This window comes from Streptacidiphilus sp. ASG 303, assembly GCF_020991365.1.
GTDB lineage: Bacteria > Actinomycetota > Actinomycetes > Streptomycetales > Streptomycetaceae > Peterkaempfera.
In genome coordinates, this window is record NZ_JAJLRA010000021.1 from 24170 (window position 1) to 39046 (window position 14877).

The 14877-nt window shown below is 74.4% G+C and carries 12 protein-coding genes; 8 read left to right on the top strand and 4 right to left on the bottom strand.

Annotation, left to right across the window (positions count from 1 at the left end):
* The first annotated feature begins 155 nt into the window (after positions 1-155).
* The 8 genes from LO771_RS22160 (at position 156) to LO771_RS22195 (ending at position 10645) form a co-directional block, all read left to right on the top strand.
* Positions 156-1634, top strand: coding sequence for a bifunctional cytidylyltransferase/SDR family oxidoreductase (locus tag LO771_RS22160; protein ID WP_230745325.1), 1479 nt, complete (start codon positions 156-158; stop codon positions 1632-1634).
* Entirely contained in the window at positions 1631-3727 is a 2097-nt protein-coding gene (locus LO771_RS22165; protein WP_230745327.1) for a hypothetical protein, read from the top strand. Before LO771_RS22160 ends, LO771_RS22165 begins: the two co-directional genes overlap by 4 nt.
* A gap of 37 nt (positions 3728-3764) precedes the next feature.
* Positions 3765-5690: a glycosyltransferase family A protein gene (locus tag LO771_RS22170; protein WP_230745328.1), complete on the top strand. Its 1926-nt coding sequence runs from the start codon at positions 3765-3767 to the stop codon at positions 5688-5690.
* Positions 5691-6017: 327 nt separating this feature from the next.
* Complete coding sequence (locus tag LO771_RS22175) at positions 6018-7811, top strand: ATP-binding protein (RefSeq protein ID WP_255744702.1); 1794 nt, start codon at positions 6018-6020, stop codon at positions 7809-7811.
* Between the two features lie 198 nt (positions 7812-8009).
* Positions 8010-8429 (top strand): roadblock/LC7 domain-containing protein, encoded by a 420-nt coding sequence (locus tag LO771_RS22180; protein ID WP_230745330.1) that lies wholly within the window; start codon positions 8010-8012, stop codon positions 8427-8429.
* Positions 8426-8785: a DUF742 domain-containing protein gene (locus tag LO771_RS22185; protein WP_230745332.1), complete on the top strand. Its 360-nt coding sequence runs from the start codon at positions 8426-8428 to the stop codon at positions 8783-8785. Before LO771_RS22180 ends, LO771_RS22185 begins: the two co-directional genes overlap by 4 nt.
* Positions 8766-9374 (top strand): ATP/GTP-binding protein, encoded by a 609-nt coding sequence (locus LO771_RS22190; RefSeq protein ID WP_230745334.1) that lies wholly within the window; start codon positions 8766-8768, stop codon positions 9372-9374. The genes LO771_RS22185 and LO771_RS22190 overlap by 20 nt, the downstream gene beginning before the upstream one ends.
* Entirely contained in the window at positions 9371-10645 is a 1275-nt protein-coding gene (locus LO771_RS22195) for a cytochrome P450 (RefSeq protein ID WP_230745336.1), read from the top strand. Before LO771_RS22190 ends, LO771_RS22195 begins: the two co-directional genes overlap by 4 nt.
* A 148-nt stretch (positions 10646-10793) precedes the next feature.
* On the opposite strand, the gene LO771_RS22200 is transcribed toward LO771_RS22195, so the two are convergent.
* The 4 genes from LO771_RS22200 to LO771_RS22215 form a co-directional block, all read right to left on the bottom strand.
* Entirely contained in the window at positions 10794-12044 is a 1251-nt protein-coding gene (locus tag LO771_RS22200; protein ID WP_230745338.1) for a cytochrome P450, read from the bottom strand.
* A 162-nt stretch (positions 12045-12206) separates the two neighbouring features.
* Positions 12207-13196: a hydrogenase expression/formation protein HypE gene (gene hypE, locus LO771_RS22205; protein ID WP_230745502.1), complete on the bottom strand. Its 990-nt coding sequence runs from the start codon at positions 13194-13196 to the stop codon at positions 12207-12209.
* Positions 13197-13293: 97 nt separating this feature from the next.
* Positions 13294-14493, bottom strand: a complete 1200-nt coding sequence (hypD, locus tag LO771_RS22210; protein ID WP_230745340.1) for a hydrogenase formation protein HypD — start codon at positions 14491-14493, stop codon at positions 13294-13296.
* Positions 14490-14780 (bottom strand): HypC/HybG/HupF family hydrogenase formation chaperone, encoded by a 291-nt coding sequence (locus LO771_RS22215; RefSeq protein WP_230745342.1) that lies wholly within the window; start codon positions 14778-14780, stop codon positions 14490-14492. The genes hypD and LO771_RS22215 overlap by 4 nt, the downstream gene beginning before the upstream one ends.
* Positions 14781-14877 lie beyond the last annotated feature (97 nt).

The window sequence follows — 14877 nt, forward strand, 5'->3', positions numbered from 1 at the left end:
GGGCGAGATGGGCGATTGATCGGTTCTGGCACGAACATCTGACATGGAAGCTTTCTGTGCAGCCCGCCGTCACGTCTGTGACCTGCGCGATACGTCGCGTGGCTACGATCCCTCCACCTTTTGTTAACTTTCCTGAGCCCTGGCAGGTAGTGCGCGTGTTCGAAGTACAGGCGTCCGTGAGGACCGTCGCGGTGGTCCTCGCGGGAGGTGTCGGCCAGCGCCTCGGACTGCCGATCCCCAAGCAGTTCGTCAAGATCGCCGGCAAGCCGATCATCGAGCACACGCTCGCGGTCTTCGAGTCCAGCCCGGACGTCGACGAGATCGTGGTCGTCATGACCGGCGGCCACCTCGACGCGGTCGAGGAGATCGTGCGCCGGGCGGGCTTCGCGAAGGTCAGCCGGGTGGTGCAGGGCGGCGCGACGCGCAACGAGTCCACCGAGCGGGCGCTCGCCGTGCTGGGCGACGGGGAGTGCAACGTCCTCTTCCACGACGCCGTCCGCCCCTTCGTGACCCACCGCATCATCGCCGACTGCGTCCGGGCGCTGGCCGCCCACGAGGCGGTGGACGTGGTCATCCCCTCCGCCGACACGATCGTGGTGGCCGACGGCGACCTGCTGTCCGGCATCCCCCGGCGCGCCAGCCTGCGCCGCGGCCAGACCCCGCAGGGCTTCCGCCTCTCCACCATCCGCAAGGCCTACGAACTCGCCGCGGACGACCCCGACTTCGCCGCCACCGACGACTGCGGCGTCGTGCTGCGGTACCTGCCGGACACCCCGATCATGCTCGTCCACGGCGACGAGCAGAACATGAAGGTGACCGAGCCGGTCGACCTCTTCATCGCGGACAAGCTCTTCCAGCTCGCCTCGCACAGCGCCCCCGCGCCGGCCGACACCGAGGCCTACGAGCGGGGCCTGGGCGGTCGCACCCTCGTCGTCTTCGGCGGCAGCTACGGCATCGGCGCCGACGTGGCCGACCTCGCCGAGCGGCACGGCGCCCGCGTCTTCCGCTTCAGCCGCAGCATGAACGGCGTCAACGTCGAGAACCCGGCGGACGTGGCGCGCGCCCTCGCCGAGGTGGAGGCCGAGGCCGGCTCGATCGACTTCGTCGTCAACACGGCCGGCGTGCTGCGCATCGGGGAGCTCTCCGCGACCGACCACGCGGCCATCGACGAGGCCGTGCGCGTCAACTACCTGGGCCCGGTGCACATCGCCCGCTCCGCCTTCCCCTACCTGAGCCGCAGCCGGGGCCAGCTGCTGCTCTACACCTCCAGCTCGTACACCCGGGGCCGGGCGCTGTACAGCCTGTACTCGTCGGCCAAGGCGGCGGTGGTGAACCTGACGCAGGCCCTGGCCGAGGAGTGGGCGCCGCACGGCGTCCGGGTGAACTGCGTGAACCCCGAGCGCACCCGCACGCCCATGCGCGAGCGCGCCTTCGGCGAGGAGCCCGCCCAGTCGCTGCTCCTCTCCGAGGACGTCGCCCGGATCTCCGTCGACACCCTGATCTCCTCCCTCACCGGCCACGTGATCGACGTGCGGCGCGAGGACCCCACCCGCCCCGGGCCGATCCCGGCCCAGCGGACCGCCGACGCCCCCGGGGCGGTGTCCGAGGCCCTCCTCGGGCAGGTGGCCGGATGATCCGCCGCCTGCGCGGGATCCTCCGCATCAGGACCGCCTTCGGGTTCCTGCTCGCCCTGCTGCTCGGCGCCGCCTTCGCGGCGATACCGGTGTGCGCGCTGCTGCCGTCCCTGTGGGGCTTCGTCGCGGCGTCCGCCGTCAGCTACCTCGTCGACGAGTGGCTGCACTCCAGGGAGCCGGAGTTCATCGCCCGCCTGGCGGCCTTCCGGCTCAACCGCATCATGCGGTTCCTGGCCCGGTCGGCCATGCTGCTGGTGCTCGCCGACCGCCTCGACGCCCCCGACCCCCTGGTCATCGGCGGACTGGTCGTCTGCGGGGCGCAGTTCTCCCTCCTCATGCTGTACACAGCGCTGCACCGCAGCATCCGGCTGAGCCGGGTCCTGCCGGTCGTCGTGCGCAACATGGACATGAGCGCCCTGCGCCTGCCGAAGAGCCCGCCGGCGTTCCTGTACCACCGCTACCTGCGCAAGCTGCTCCACTTCGACCTGGCCTTCCACGCCGGCCTGCTCGCGGGGCTGGCCACGGGGGAGTGGGAGCTGGTGAAGGCCGGGTACGCGCTGACGCTCGCCCTGCCGGCCCTGGCCCTGCTCGCCCTGTCGTTCCAGTTCCGGCGGGCCCGCAGGACCCCCGGCCGCGAGCGGATCATCGCCGAGGTCAACCGCCAGCTGGCCGTGCAGCGTCCCGAGGTGGCCCTGTACTTCAGCTTCGCCGCGGTCTCCCAGGACTTCATGTACCAGGTCAACATGTGGATCGAGACCCTGGAGAGCCTGGACCTGCGCCCGCTGATCATCCTGCGCGAGCGCGCCTCCTTCCGCTTCCTCAGCCGCACCCGGGTGCCGGTCGTCTGCGTTCCCAAGGCCGACGACCTGGCCGAGCTCGACCTCCCCGACCTCAAGGTCGTGCTCTACCCGGGCAACGCCGGCAAGAACGTCCACATGCTGCGCGTGGCGGAGGCCAAGCACGTCTTCATCGGCCACGGCGACAGCGACAAGCTCGCCAGCAGCAACCGCGTCAGCAAGGTGTTCGACGAGATCTGGGTCGCCGGCCGTGCAGGCCGCGACCGCTACCAGCGGGTCCGCCACGCCATCAGCGACGACGCGATCGTCGAGGTGGGCCGCCCGCAGCTGGCGCCGATCCGGCTCCACGCCGACCACCGCCCCGGCCCGGTGCCCGTGGTGCTCTACGCGCCGACCTGGGAGGGCTGGAGCGACGACGACTGCCACACCTCGCTCATCCCGATGGGCGTCACCCTGGTCCGGATGCTGCTGGAGCAGGGCGTCCGGGTCATCTACAAGCCCCACCCGCTGACGGGACGGCGCTCCGCGAAGGCCGCCGCCGCCGACCAGGCGATCCAGGCGATGCTGCGTGCGGACAACCGCTCCCGCGAGGCCAAGCGGACGGCCGCCGCGGTCGCCGAGGCCAGGCCCCGCCTCCAGGCCCTCCAGGCCCGGATCGACGCGCTCTCCGGCCGCATGCGCACGGGCGACGACGCGGAGCAGACGCGTTCCGCGCGGCCCGCCGGCCACGAGGGCTCCGACGAGTGGCACGAGCTCCACGCCGAGTGGCACCGCGTCTTCTGGGAGACCCGCGGCCCGGTGCGGCACAACGTCATCCTCAAGACGCTGCCCACCCTGTACGAGTGCTTCAACCAGGCCGACATCCTCATCAGCGACGTCTCCAGCGTCGTCGCCGACTTCGTCGCCAGCCTCAAGCCCTACGTGCTGACCAACGCGGACAACCTGCCCGACGACGAGTTCCGCGCCGCCTACACCACCGCGGGCGGGGCCTACCTGCTCGACCGGGAGTGCACGCGCCTGCCGCAGATCCTGGACTCCGTCCGCGCGCCCTGGCACGACCCCATGCGCCCGCACCGGCGGACCCTCAAGGAGTACGTGCTGGGCCCCGACCAGCCGACGTCCATGGAGCGCTTCAACGCCGCCGTCAACGCGCTGGCCAACAAGGCCGCCGTGCAGCGGTGGGAGCGGTACCTCGGGGGCGGTCCCCAGCACCACGACTTCCCGGAGGAGGCCGCCGTCGCCGGCCTCTCCTTCGGCTGGTTCAGCAGGGAGCCCGGCTACCCCGAGTCGATGTGAGCGGCCTGACCCGGCCGCCGGAAGCGGAAGGTTGAGCATGACCGTCAAGGTCACCGTCGTCGTCCCCGTGTACAACTGCGGGGACGGCTACCTGCCCGCCCTGCGGTCGCTGCGCGACCAGACGATGGCGCGCTCCGACTTCGAGGTGGTCTTCGTCGACGACGGGTCCACCGACTCCACCCTGCAGTCGCTGAGGGGCGACACCGCCTTCGACCGGTGGGTCCGCGTCGTCGAGGCCGAGCACACGGGCGGCCCCGGCCGTCCGCGCAACGTGGGCCTGGACCACGCCCGGGGCGAGTTCGTGCTCTTCATGGACGACGACGACCGGCTCGCCCCCGAGGCGCTCGCCCGGCTGTACGACCGCGCCGTCCGGTACGACGCGGACATCGTCCTGCCGCGGACGGCCGGCCACGGACGGCCGGCCCCGCGCGAGGCCACCGCCGCGCCCCTGGACCGCGGGCACCTCCTCACCCACCCGGTCCTGCTCCGGTCGATGACGGCGCTCAAGCTCTTCCGCCGCTCGTTCCTGCTGGAGCACGGCCTGCGGTTCCCCGAGGGCCGGGTCCCGCTGGAGGACCACCTCTTCACCCTGCAGGCGCACCTGCTCGCCCGCTCGGTGAGCGTCCTGCACGACTACACCTGCTACCACTGGGTGCGCCCCGAGGACCCGGGCCCGCCGCCGCACGCCGGCACCGGCCTCGCGGACCACTGCCGCTCGGTCGCCGCGATCCTCGACGTCATCCGCCGGCACGTCCCGCCCGGGCCGGACCAGGACCGCCTCGTCGCCCGCTGGTACCAGGTCAAGGTGCTCAGCCGGCTCGACGAGCGGATCCTCGGCCAGCGCGACGACGCCCTGCGCCGGACGCACCGGACCCTGCTGGACCTCGTCGAGCAGTGCATCCCCCCGGCCGTCGACGAGCACCTGCCCGCCAACCTGCGGGTCCGCTCCGCGGTGCTGAGGGCCGGCGGCACGGACACGCTCAGGTCCCTCGCCCGCCACGAGGCGGGTGTCACCCACCAGACGCGCGTGGAGGCGCTGGACTGGGTCGACGGACGGCTCACCGCGACGCTGACCAGCGACCTGGTCCACCTGGGGAAGGACGGGAGCCGCCGGCCGGTCCGGTTCGTGCTCGACGGGGAGCGCATCCGCTGGGACCTGCCCGCCGACGTCCTGGCGGTGCCCGGCGCCGCCGCCGCCTCCGACGTCACCGACGTCCTCGGCGCGGCGTCCGTGCGCGGCCTGGTGCGCCTCCGCGACGACAACACCGACCTCTACGTCCCCACCCGCCACCGGGCGGTCAGCCTCCCCCTGGGGCGCAACGCCGCGGGGCTGTCCACCGTCGCGCTCCGCCTGGAGGCCTCCCTGGCCTTCGACCCCGCCGCCGCCGACCACGGCAGCCCGGTCACGGGCCTGTGGGACCTCAGCGTCCTGGTGGAGGCCTGCGGCTGGTCCAAGGCCCGGCGCGTCGGCGAGGACCGCAGCCCGCTGGCCGACGCCGGGCTCCGGCCCGCCTTCGGGCCCGACGGCACCTTCAGCGCGCCGTACTGGACCAAGAGCGGCAACCTCAGCGTCCGGGTGGCCCCCGCCTCGCTGGGCGCGCTCAAGGGCGCGGTGCGCGAGCCCGGCCGCTCCTGGGTCCGCGGCGCCGGCGACCTCGTGGAGGTGGCCGTCCCGGTCGAGGTCGGCCCCCTGCACCACCCGGTGCCGCTGACGGTCTCCCTGGCCGGGGAGTCCGCCGAGCCCCTCGACCTCCCCGCCCTGATCGGGCCCAACGGCGCTCCCGACCTGGCGGTGCTCACCTTCGCGGTCCCGGCGTCCGCGGCCGGCGCGGACCCCGGGGCCTCCCGCTCCTGGCGGCTCCGCGTCCGCCAGGAGCACCGGACGTCCGCGGACGCCGACCTCGGGCTGACCCTGGGCCGCCACGCCTCCGGGCACTGGTCGGTCCACCGGCCGGCCGGCTGACCCCCGTCCGCCCGTCCCGGCCCGCGCCCCGACGGCCCGGCCGCACCGCGCGAACCGCCGGAGGAAGGGCCGACGGGGCACCAGGACTGCCCCGAAGTGCCCGCGGGGCGGGGCGGAGTGTGGTGAATTGCCGGACATCGGCGGGGAGTTCGCAAACCTCCGCTGGACCTGGTGCTCCGCCACATGGGTAACATGTTCATGCCCGCGCGCGGTCTGACACTACGTCAATCGGCGTGGTCTGTGACGTGTCCAGCCGCGAAGACCCGGCAGCAGGAACCCCCGCGCGACCAGCCCGCTGCCGCACCCTCCCCCGACGAGGACCTCCTGATGCCATCCTCCCTCGCCACCCGTCGGCCGGGGGCCCGTCCGCCCGTGCGGCGGGTGCTGCCCGTGCTGCTCCTGGCGGCGGCCGTCACCGGCGTCGCCGTCCTGTGTGCGGCCCTCGCCGCCGCCGACGCGGCCAGGGCCGCCGTCGCCGTGACCGCCGCCGTCGCGGCGGTCCTGCTGACCGCCGCCGCCACCGCCGCCGCCCGTGCGGCGCAGTCCGCGCAGGAGCTGAGGCTGCGCGCCCGGACCGCGGAGGAGGAGGCGGCCCGGTCCCGCGCCGAGCTGGCGCAGACGCAGTCCGACGCCTTCCGGCTCCGCGACCGCCTGGCCCACCTCGACGCGGAGACGGCGCGGCTGCGCTCGCACACGGCCCAGCTGGACGCCCACGCCGCCGTGCTGGCCGACGACCTGCTGCCGTCCCTGGTCAAGCGGGTCCGGGACGGCGCCTCCGCCGGGACGGCGCTGGCCGAGCTGCACCTGCCCGCCGACACCGCCCACCGCCGCGTCCTGGAGGTGGTGGCCCACGAGCTCTCCGTGAGCGAGCGGTCCCGCGCGGCCGCCATGTCGGCGTGCGCCAACGCCGCCGGCCGCGTCCAGGCCCTGGCCACGAGCATGCTCGCCGACCTGCGCCGGATGGAGGAGCGCCACGGCGAGGAGGTCATGGGGGACCTCATGAAGCTGGACCACGCCACGGCGCAGGCCGGCCGCCTGGCGGACAGCATCGCGGTGCTGACGGGCGCGCGCTCGGGCCGCCGCTGGACCAAGCCCATCGTCATGGAGAGCATCCTGCGCGGGGCCATGGGCCGGATCAGCGCCTACCAGCGGGTGCGCCTGCACTCCACCTGCTCCGCCGCGGTGGCGGGCTACGCCGCCGAGGGCGTCATGCACGCCCTGGCCGAGCTGATGGACAACGCCACCAGCTTCTCCGCGCCGACGGAGGAGGTGCACGTCTACGTCGAGGAGGTCGCGGCGGGCGTGGTCGTCACCATCGAGGACGGCGGCCTGGTGATGAACCCCGAGAAGCTGGGCCGGGCCCAGCGGGCCGTCTCCGCGACCGAGCCGCTGGACTTCACCACGATGTCGAGCACCCGGCTGGGCCTGGCCGTGGTGGGCTGCCTGGCGCGCAAGCACCGGCTGACGGTGTCCTTCCGGCCCTCCTCCCGCGGCGGCACCGGCGCGGTGGTCCTCATCCCGCGCGAGCTGGTGACCCAGCAGCGGCAGGACCAGGGCGCCGCCCCCGCGGCCGTGCCCGCCCCGGCCGCCGCCCGCGCCGTGCTGCCGCGGCCCGCCACGGGCGAGCCGCGTGCCGAGCGGACCCCCCGGGCCCCGCAGGCGTCCCGGACGGCCCCGGCCCCCCAGGCGCCCCCGATGCCCCGGACGGCCCCGGCCGTCCCCGCCCCGGCCGACTCCGCTCCCGTCGCGCCCGCCCCGGCCGCCGCCCGCGGCGTCGAGGGCGCGGAGGCGGAGGTGCACGGCCTGCCCAAGCGGCCCCGGGGGCAGACCCTCGCGGCCGCGTCCCGCCACGAGCGGCCGTCCGAGCCCGTCCGGCAGCAGCCGCGCCCGGGAGCGGGCGAGCGCTTCCGCGCCTTCCGCCAGGCCGTCAGGGGCGGCGGCTCCGAGGACACCGGTTCCCACGCCCTCGGCCCCGGCGGCACGGGCCCGCACACCTTCGGCTCCCGCGACGCCGGGGTCCGCGCCACCGGCTTCGACCCCACCGGCTTCGACGACACCGGCTTCGACGACACCGGCTCCCACGGCGGACCCCGCGACGGCGGCCCCGCCGGCCGGGAGTGACCCTTCCTTCCCGAGCGGACTTCCCTCCGGGCGTCCCGGGGCCTGGCGCCCGCGGACGTGACGCCCTTCGACGCCCGCCGGCCCGCCCCGGAGGAACCCGGGGACCCTCCGGGACGGGACCGGCACCGGACAACAGATTGGAGGCGGGGGTCGGACCCGCCCGGCGGCACGTCCGCCGGGCCCGGCCCCGTGACACCCATGCAGACCACTGACCGCGACCTCGACTGGTTGCTGCAGAACCTCCTGGAGAAGACTCCGGGCACCCGGCACGCCCTCGTGCTGTCGAGAGACGGCCTCAAGCTCTGCTGGTCGCCCGGCCTGTCGACCGACCAGGCCGACCAGCTGGCGGCGATCGCCTCGGGCATCCAGAGCCTGTCGCACGGTGCGTCGATCGAGTTCGGCGACGGCACCGGCGGCGTCCGCCAGTCGATGACCGAGTTCCACGGCGGCCTGCTGTTCATCGTGGAGGCCGGCGAGGGCGCGCACCTCGCCCTGGTCGCCGCCGAGGACGCCGACCCGGGGATCATCGGCCACAACATGGACGAGCTGGTGGAGCAGCTCGGCGAGCACCTGAGCGCGCCGCCGCGCATGCCGGACGCGTCGAGCGGGACGCCATGACCCGACGACCCGTCCACAGCGAGGACCCGGACCGGCTCTACACCGTCACCGGCGGGCGGAGCCGGGCCGACGACAGCGCCTTCGACCTGGTCACGCTCATCGTGAGCGAGTCCGAGCCGTCCGCGGGCATGCAGTCCGAGCACGTCCGGATCCTCACCCTGTGCCGGCGGCCCACGGCGGTCGTCGAGGTCGCCGCGGAGCTCGGCCTGCCCGTGGGCATCGTGAAGATCCTGCTCGCCGACCTCCACGACACGGGCCGTGTCAGCGCCCGCCATCCGAGGGCGGCCCACTCCCGGGCGGACCTGCCCGACCCCGAACTCCTGAAGCAGGTGCTCGTTGGACTCCAGAACCTCTGAGCGCGCCGCCCGCGTCCCGCTGCCGGCCACCGCGGACAACGCTCTCAAGATCGTCATAGCCGGCGGCTTCGGCGTGGGCAAGACCACCATGGTCCGGTCGATCAGCGAGATCCGCCCGCTGAACACCGAGGAGACCATGACGCAGGCCGGCCTCGGCATCGACGAGACGGCGGGGGTCCGGTCCAAGACCACCACCACCGTCGCGTTCGACTTCGGCCGGATCAGCCTCAACGAGCAGATGGTCCTCTACCTGTTCGGCGCCCCCGGCCAGGAGCGGTTCTGGTTCCTCTGGGACCGGCTGTTCGCGGGCACGCTGGGGGCCGTCGTCCTCGTCGACACCCGCCGGCTGGAGGACTCCTGGTACGCCATCGACCGGCTGGAGCACCACGGCACGCCCTTCATCGTGGCCCGCAACAACTTCGGCGACCCCACGCACTCGCTGGAGCAGGTGCGGGACGCGCTGTCGCTCTCCGACGACATCCCGCTGGTCGACTGCGACGCCCGTGACCGGGAGTCCAGCAAGGCGGTGCTGATCGCCCTCGTGAACCACCTCTACGCCCTGTCCTCCGTCCGGGAGATGACCCGATGACCGACAGCCTCACCCCCGCCGGCGCCCCGGCCGCCCCCGCGGGCTGCCCGGCCCACGACGGCGCCGTGGTGCTGAGCGGGCTGCAGTTCCAGCAGGCGCCCGCCGACCTGTACCGGGACCTGCGGCGCCGCCACGGCGCGGTGGCGCCGGTCGAGCTGGACGGCGGGGTGCCCGCCTGGCTGGTGCTCGGCTACCGCGAGGTGCACTACGTCACCAGCAACGACGAGCTGTTCGCCCGCGACTCGCGGCGCTGGCACGCGTGGGACGTCATCCCGGAGGACTGGCCGCTGCTGCCGTACGTCGGCTACCAGCCGTCGGTGCTGTTCACCGAGGGCGCCGAGCACCGGCGCCGCTCCGGCGCGATCAGCGACGCCCTCTTCGGCGTCGACCAGTTCGAGCTGCAGGCGACCTGCGAGCAGATCGCCGACGAGCTGATCGACGCCTTCTCCGGGCGCGGCCACGCCGACCTGATGGCCGAGTACGCCCACCAGCTGCCGCTGCTCGCCGTCGTCCGGATGTGCGGCCTGCCCGGCGGGGAGACCGACGCCCTGGTGCGCGACCTGGCGGCCTCGCTCGACGCGGGGCCGGACGACGACCCGGTGGCGGCGTACGGGCGCGTCCAGGAGCGCATCCAGCTCCTGGTGGAGGAGAAGCGCGAGCGGCCCGGCGCGGACATCCCGTCCCGGCTGGTCCTCCACCCGGCGGGCCTGACGGACGAGCAGATCGTCCAGGACCTCATCTCGGTGATCGCCGCCGCCCAGCAGCCCACCGGCAACTGGATCGGCAACACCCTGCGGCTGATGCTCACCGACGAGCGGTTCGCGGTGAGCCTGTCCGGCGGCCGCCGCAGCGTCGGCCAGGCCCTCAACGAGGTGCTGTGGGAGGACACGCCCACGCAGAACTTCATCGGCCGCTGGGCCGCCCGCGACACCGAGCTCGGCGGCCGCCGCATCCGCCAGGGCGACCTGCTGATCCTGGGCCTGGCCGCCGCCAACACCGACCCGCAGGTGCGCCCGGACGCCGCCGCGGGCGCGGCCGGCAACCAGGCGCACCTGTCGTTCAGCCACGGCGAGCACCAGTGCCCCTACCCGGCGCCCGAGCTGGCCGAGGTGATGGCCAAGGCCGCCGTCGAGGTGCTGCTGGACCGCCTGCCCGACGTGGTCGTGGCGGTCGACGCGGACGAGCTGGTGTGGCGTCCGTCGGTGTGGATGCGCGGACTGGCCGCCCTGCCGGTGGAGTTCTCCCCCGCGCCGGCCGCCCGGACGCACTGACACCCGGCGCACCGGCACCGGACGCCCCGGCACTGCGTGCCCCGGCCCCGCGTGCGCCGGAACCCGAAGCGCCGACACCCCCCGGGCGGCCGCCGTGCCCGCGCCGGCCGCCCGGGGCCGGTGGCCCCGGCCCCGGGCGGCCCGCCCGCTACTGCGCGGCGCCGGCCGCGCCGGTCCGGCCGACGGGCGTGAAGCGCACGGGCACCGACTGGGGCCCGCGGGTGAAGACGCCGGTCTCCACGGGGGTGAAGCCGTCCGCGAGGCGGATGTCGGGCATGGCGTCGAGCAGCTGGTCGACGCCGACCTCGACCTCCGCCTTCGCGAGGAGCGCGCCCACGCAGAAGTGCCGGCCCAGGGCGAAGGCCAGGTGGTCGGCGGCCGCGGAGAACGCGTTGGTCGCCGTCAGGTCCTCGCGGAAGATGTCGAAGCTGTCCGGGTCCGCGTAGCGGCGGTCGTCCCGGTTGGCCGCGCCGATCAGGCAGGTCACGGTGGAGCCCGCGGGTATGGTGCCGCCGCTGACCTCGACGTCCGCCGACACCTGGCGCATGATCATGTGCACCGGCGGGGTGTAGCGCAGCGTCTCGGCGAACGCCCGCGCGATCAGGCTGCGGTCCTTCTGCACGGCGGCCAGCTGCTCGGGGTGCTGGAGCAGGTTCGCGAAGATCGAGGCGATCGCCTTGTCGGTGGTCTCGCCGCCCGCCGCCAGCAGCAGGCTGCAGAACGCCTTGACGTCCTCGTCGCTCATCCGGGTGCCGTCGACCTCCGCCGCGCACAGCGAGGAGAGCAGGTCGTCACCGGGGTTCTCCCGGCGCTCCTGGATGATCGGCAGCATGTACTCGGCGAACTCCTCGCGGGTCCGCAGGCCGGACGCCGTCACCTCCGGGTCCTGGCTGAGGTTGCCGAGGAAGGCGATGACCGAGGTGTACCAGCCGTGGAACCTGGCGTGGTCGCCCTTGTCCAGGCCCAGCATGTCGGCGATGACGTTCACCGGGAAGTGGGTGGCGTAGTCGGTGACCAGGTCCGCCTCGCCGGTGTCGCGGAAGCGGTCGATGAGGTCGCGGGAGTTGCCCTCGATGACCGGGAGGAACTTCTCCTGCAGGGCGCTGCCGCGGAAGGCGGGGGCCACCAGGGCACGGCGCACGGAGTGCTCCCGGCCGCTGAGCTGCAGGATCGTGCGGCCGTGCACCGGCTCCAGCTGCCAGCCGTAGTTGTCCGTCGTCCAGGCGGACTCCTTGTCCTTGAACGCGCGCTCGACGTCCTCGTACCGCGAGACGATCCAGCTCTGCATGGGCTCGTGCCAGATCAGGGGGAACTCGTCCCGCATGATGCGGTAGGCCGCGTAGGGGTCGGCCGCGAAAGCGGGGGAGAGGATGTCGGGAGCCTGCTGAGCAGTGGTCATGTGACTTACCCCAGGGAATGGTTGGGACCGTCCCACCAGGGTAGGCAGGCAAGATCATGCTGGTCTAGTCCGGCCCGACCCCGAATCTCCACGATCCGTCCCCGCGGTGTGCGCGGACGGCGGGACCCCGCCGGGCGCGCCGGCGGGGTCCGGGGCCGTCCCTCAGCAGATCCGCGGCAGCTGCTCGCCCAGCGGCAGGTCCACCACCCGCGTGCCGCCGAGCCCGGTCCGGGCCACCACCATGCCCGGGTGGTCCGCCGTGCACTCGCCGACCACCGCCGCGCCCGCGCCCAGCGGGTGCGCCCGCATCGCCGCCAGCACCGCGTCGGCCTCCGCCCGGGGCACGAACGCCACCAGCCGCCCCTCGTTGGCGACGTACCAGGGGTCCAGGCCCAGCATCCCGCAGGCGTTGGCCACCTCCGGCGGCACCGGCACGCTGCGCTCCTGCACCACCACGCCGACGCCCGCCGCCGCCGCGATCTCGCACAGCGCGGCCGCCAGGCCGCCGCGGGTCGGGTCGCGCAGCACGTGCAGGTCCCGGGTGGCGGCGAGCATGGCCTCCACCAGTCCGCCGAGGGCGGCGCAGTCGCTCTCCACCTCCACCCCGAACTCCAGGCCCTCCCGCACGCTCAGCACCGCCACCCCGTGCAGGCCCACCGGGCCGCTGACGATCACCACGTCGCCGGGGACCGCCCGCTGCGGGCGGATGTCCACGCCGTCCGGGACCAGCCCGATCCCGGACGTGCACAGGTACACGCCGTCGCCGTGCCCGGCCTCGACCACCTTGGTGTCCCCGGTGGCGACCTGCACGCCCGCCGTGCGGGCGGCGGCGCCGACCGCCTCGGCGACCCGCGCCACCACCGCTGTCTCGACCCCTTCCTCCAGGACGAAGGCGCAGGACAGGTACGCGGGGCGGGCGCCGCTCATGGCCAGGTCGTTGACGGTGCCGTTGACGGCCAGGTCGCCGATGGAGCCGCCGGGGAAGAAGAGCGGCCGCACCACGAAGGTGTCGGTGGAGAACGCCAGCCGGGCCCCGCCCAGGTCGAGCACCGCCGAGTCGGCCAGGGCGGCGAGCGTCCCGTTGCCGTAGGCGGGGGCGAAGACGTGCCGCACCAGCTCGGCGGAGAGCGCCCCGCCGCCGCCGTGGCCCATCACGACGCGGGGGTGGTCGCGCAGCGGCGCCGGGCAGGTCCAGCCGGAGACGTCGGGCGCTCCGGCCCCCGCGGGGGCGGCGGGGGCGGTCTCGGTGTCAGACAACGGGGCTCGCCTCCACGGACGGCGTGACGGGGGACGGTGCGGCGGGGGACGGTGTGCCGGGGGGAGGTGCGGCGTGGGAGGACGCGGCGGACCGGGCCGCCGGCCCGCCCAGGCGCCGGTACAGGTGGTACGCCGCGCAGGCGCCCTCGCTGGAGACCATCGTGGCGCCCAGCGGGGTGCGCGGGGTGCACGCGGTGCCGAACGCCTCGCACTCGTGCGGCTTGATCAGGCCCTGCAGCACCTCGCCGCTGCGGCACTCCGCCGGCTCGCGGGTGGCGATGCCCTCCACGGCGAAGCGCGCCTCGGCGTCGTACGCCCGGTACCGCTCCGAGAGCCGCCAGCCGCTGTCCGGGATGGTGCCGATGCCGCGCCACGCCCGGTCGACGACCTCGAAGACGTCGGCGAGCACGGCCCGCGCCGCCGGGTTGCCCTCGGGCCGCACCGCGCGGGCGTAGGCGTTGTCGACGGTGTGCTCCCCGCGCTCCAGCTGCCGCACGGCCCGCCGGACGCCCTCCAGGATGTCCAGCGGTTCGAAGCCCGTGACCACGACCGGAACCCGGTACCGCTCCGCCAGCGGCGGGTACTCCGCCACCCCCATGACGCTGCACACGTGCCCGGCCGCGAGGAACGCCTGCACCCGGCAGGAGGGGGAGCGCATGACCGCCTCGATGGCGGGCGGCACCCGCACGTGCGAGACCAGCATGCTGAAGTTGCGGACGCCGAGCCGGTGGGCCTGGAGCACCGCCATGGCGTTGGGCGGCGCGGTGGTCTCGAAGCCGATGCCGAAGAAGACCACCTCGCGGTCCGGGTTCCGCCGCGCGATCCGCAGCGCGTCCAGCGGCGAGTACACGACGCGGACGTCGCCCCCCTCGCCGCGCACCCGGAACAGGTCGCGCCCGGTCCCCGGCACCCGCAGCATGTCGCCGAAGGAGCAGAAGAACACCCCCGGCCGGGAGGCGATCTCCAGCGCCTTGTCGATGACCTCCAGCGGCGTCACGCACACCGGGCAGCCGGGGCCGTGGATCAGCTCGACCTCCTCCGGCAGCAGCTGGTCGATGCCGTGCCGGATGATCGAGTGGGTCTGCCCGCCGCACACCTCCATCAGCGCCCACGGCCGGGTCACCGCCGCCCTGATGTCCTCCAGCAGGCGCCGGGCCGCCGCCGGGTCCTGGAACTCCTCGACGTACCTCACGCCTGTGCCTCCCCCTCGTGCTCGCGCGCGGCCTGCTCCCAGGCGTCGCCGAACTCCTCCTCCAGCAGCCCGAGGCCCTCGAAGAGGGCGAGCGTCTGCCGCGCCGACTCCTCGTCCAGCCGCTGCAGCGCGAAGCCGACGTGCACGATGGCGTACTCGCCGACCCGCAGGTCCGGCAGGTACTCCAGGCAGACGTCCTTCACCACACCGCCGAAGTCGACGGACGCCATCCGCACGCCGTCCCGCTCCTCGATCTCCAGCACTCTGCCGGGTACCGCCAGGCACATCGGGCTGTCTCCTCTCGTCCGCCGGGGCGTCCGGTCGTTCCGTCGCCGTGTCGTGTCGCGTCGTGGTGTCGCTGTCGCTGTCGTCCCGTCGTCGGGC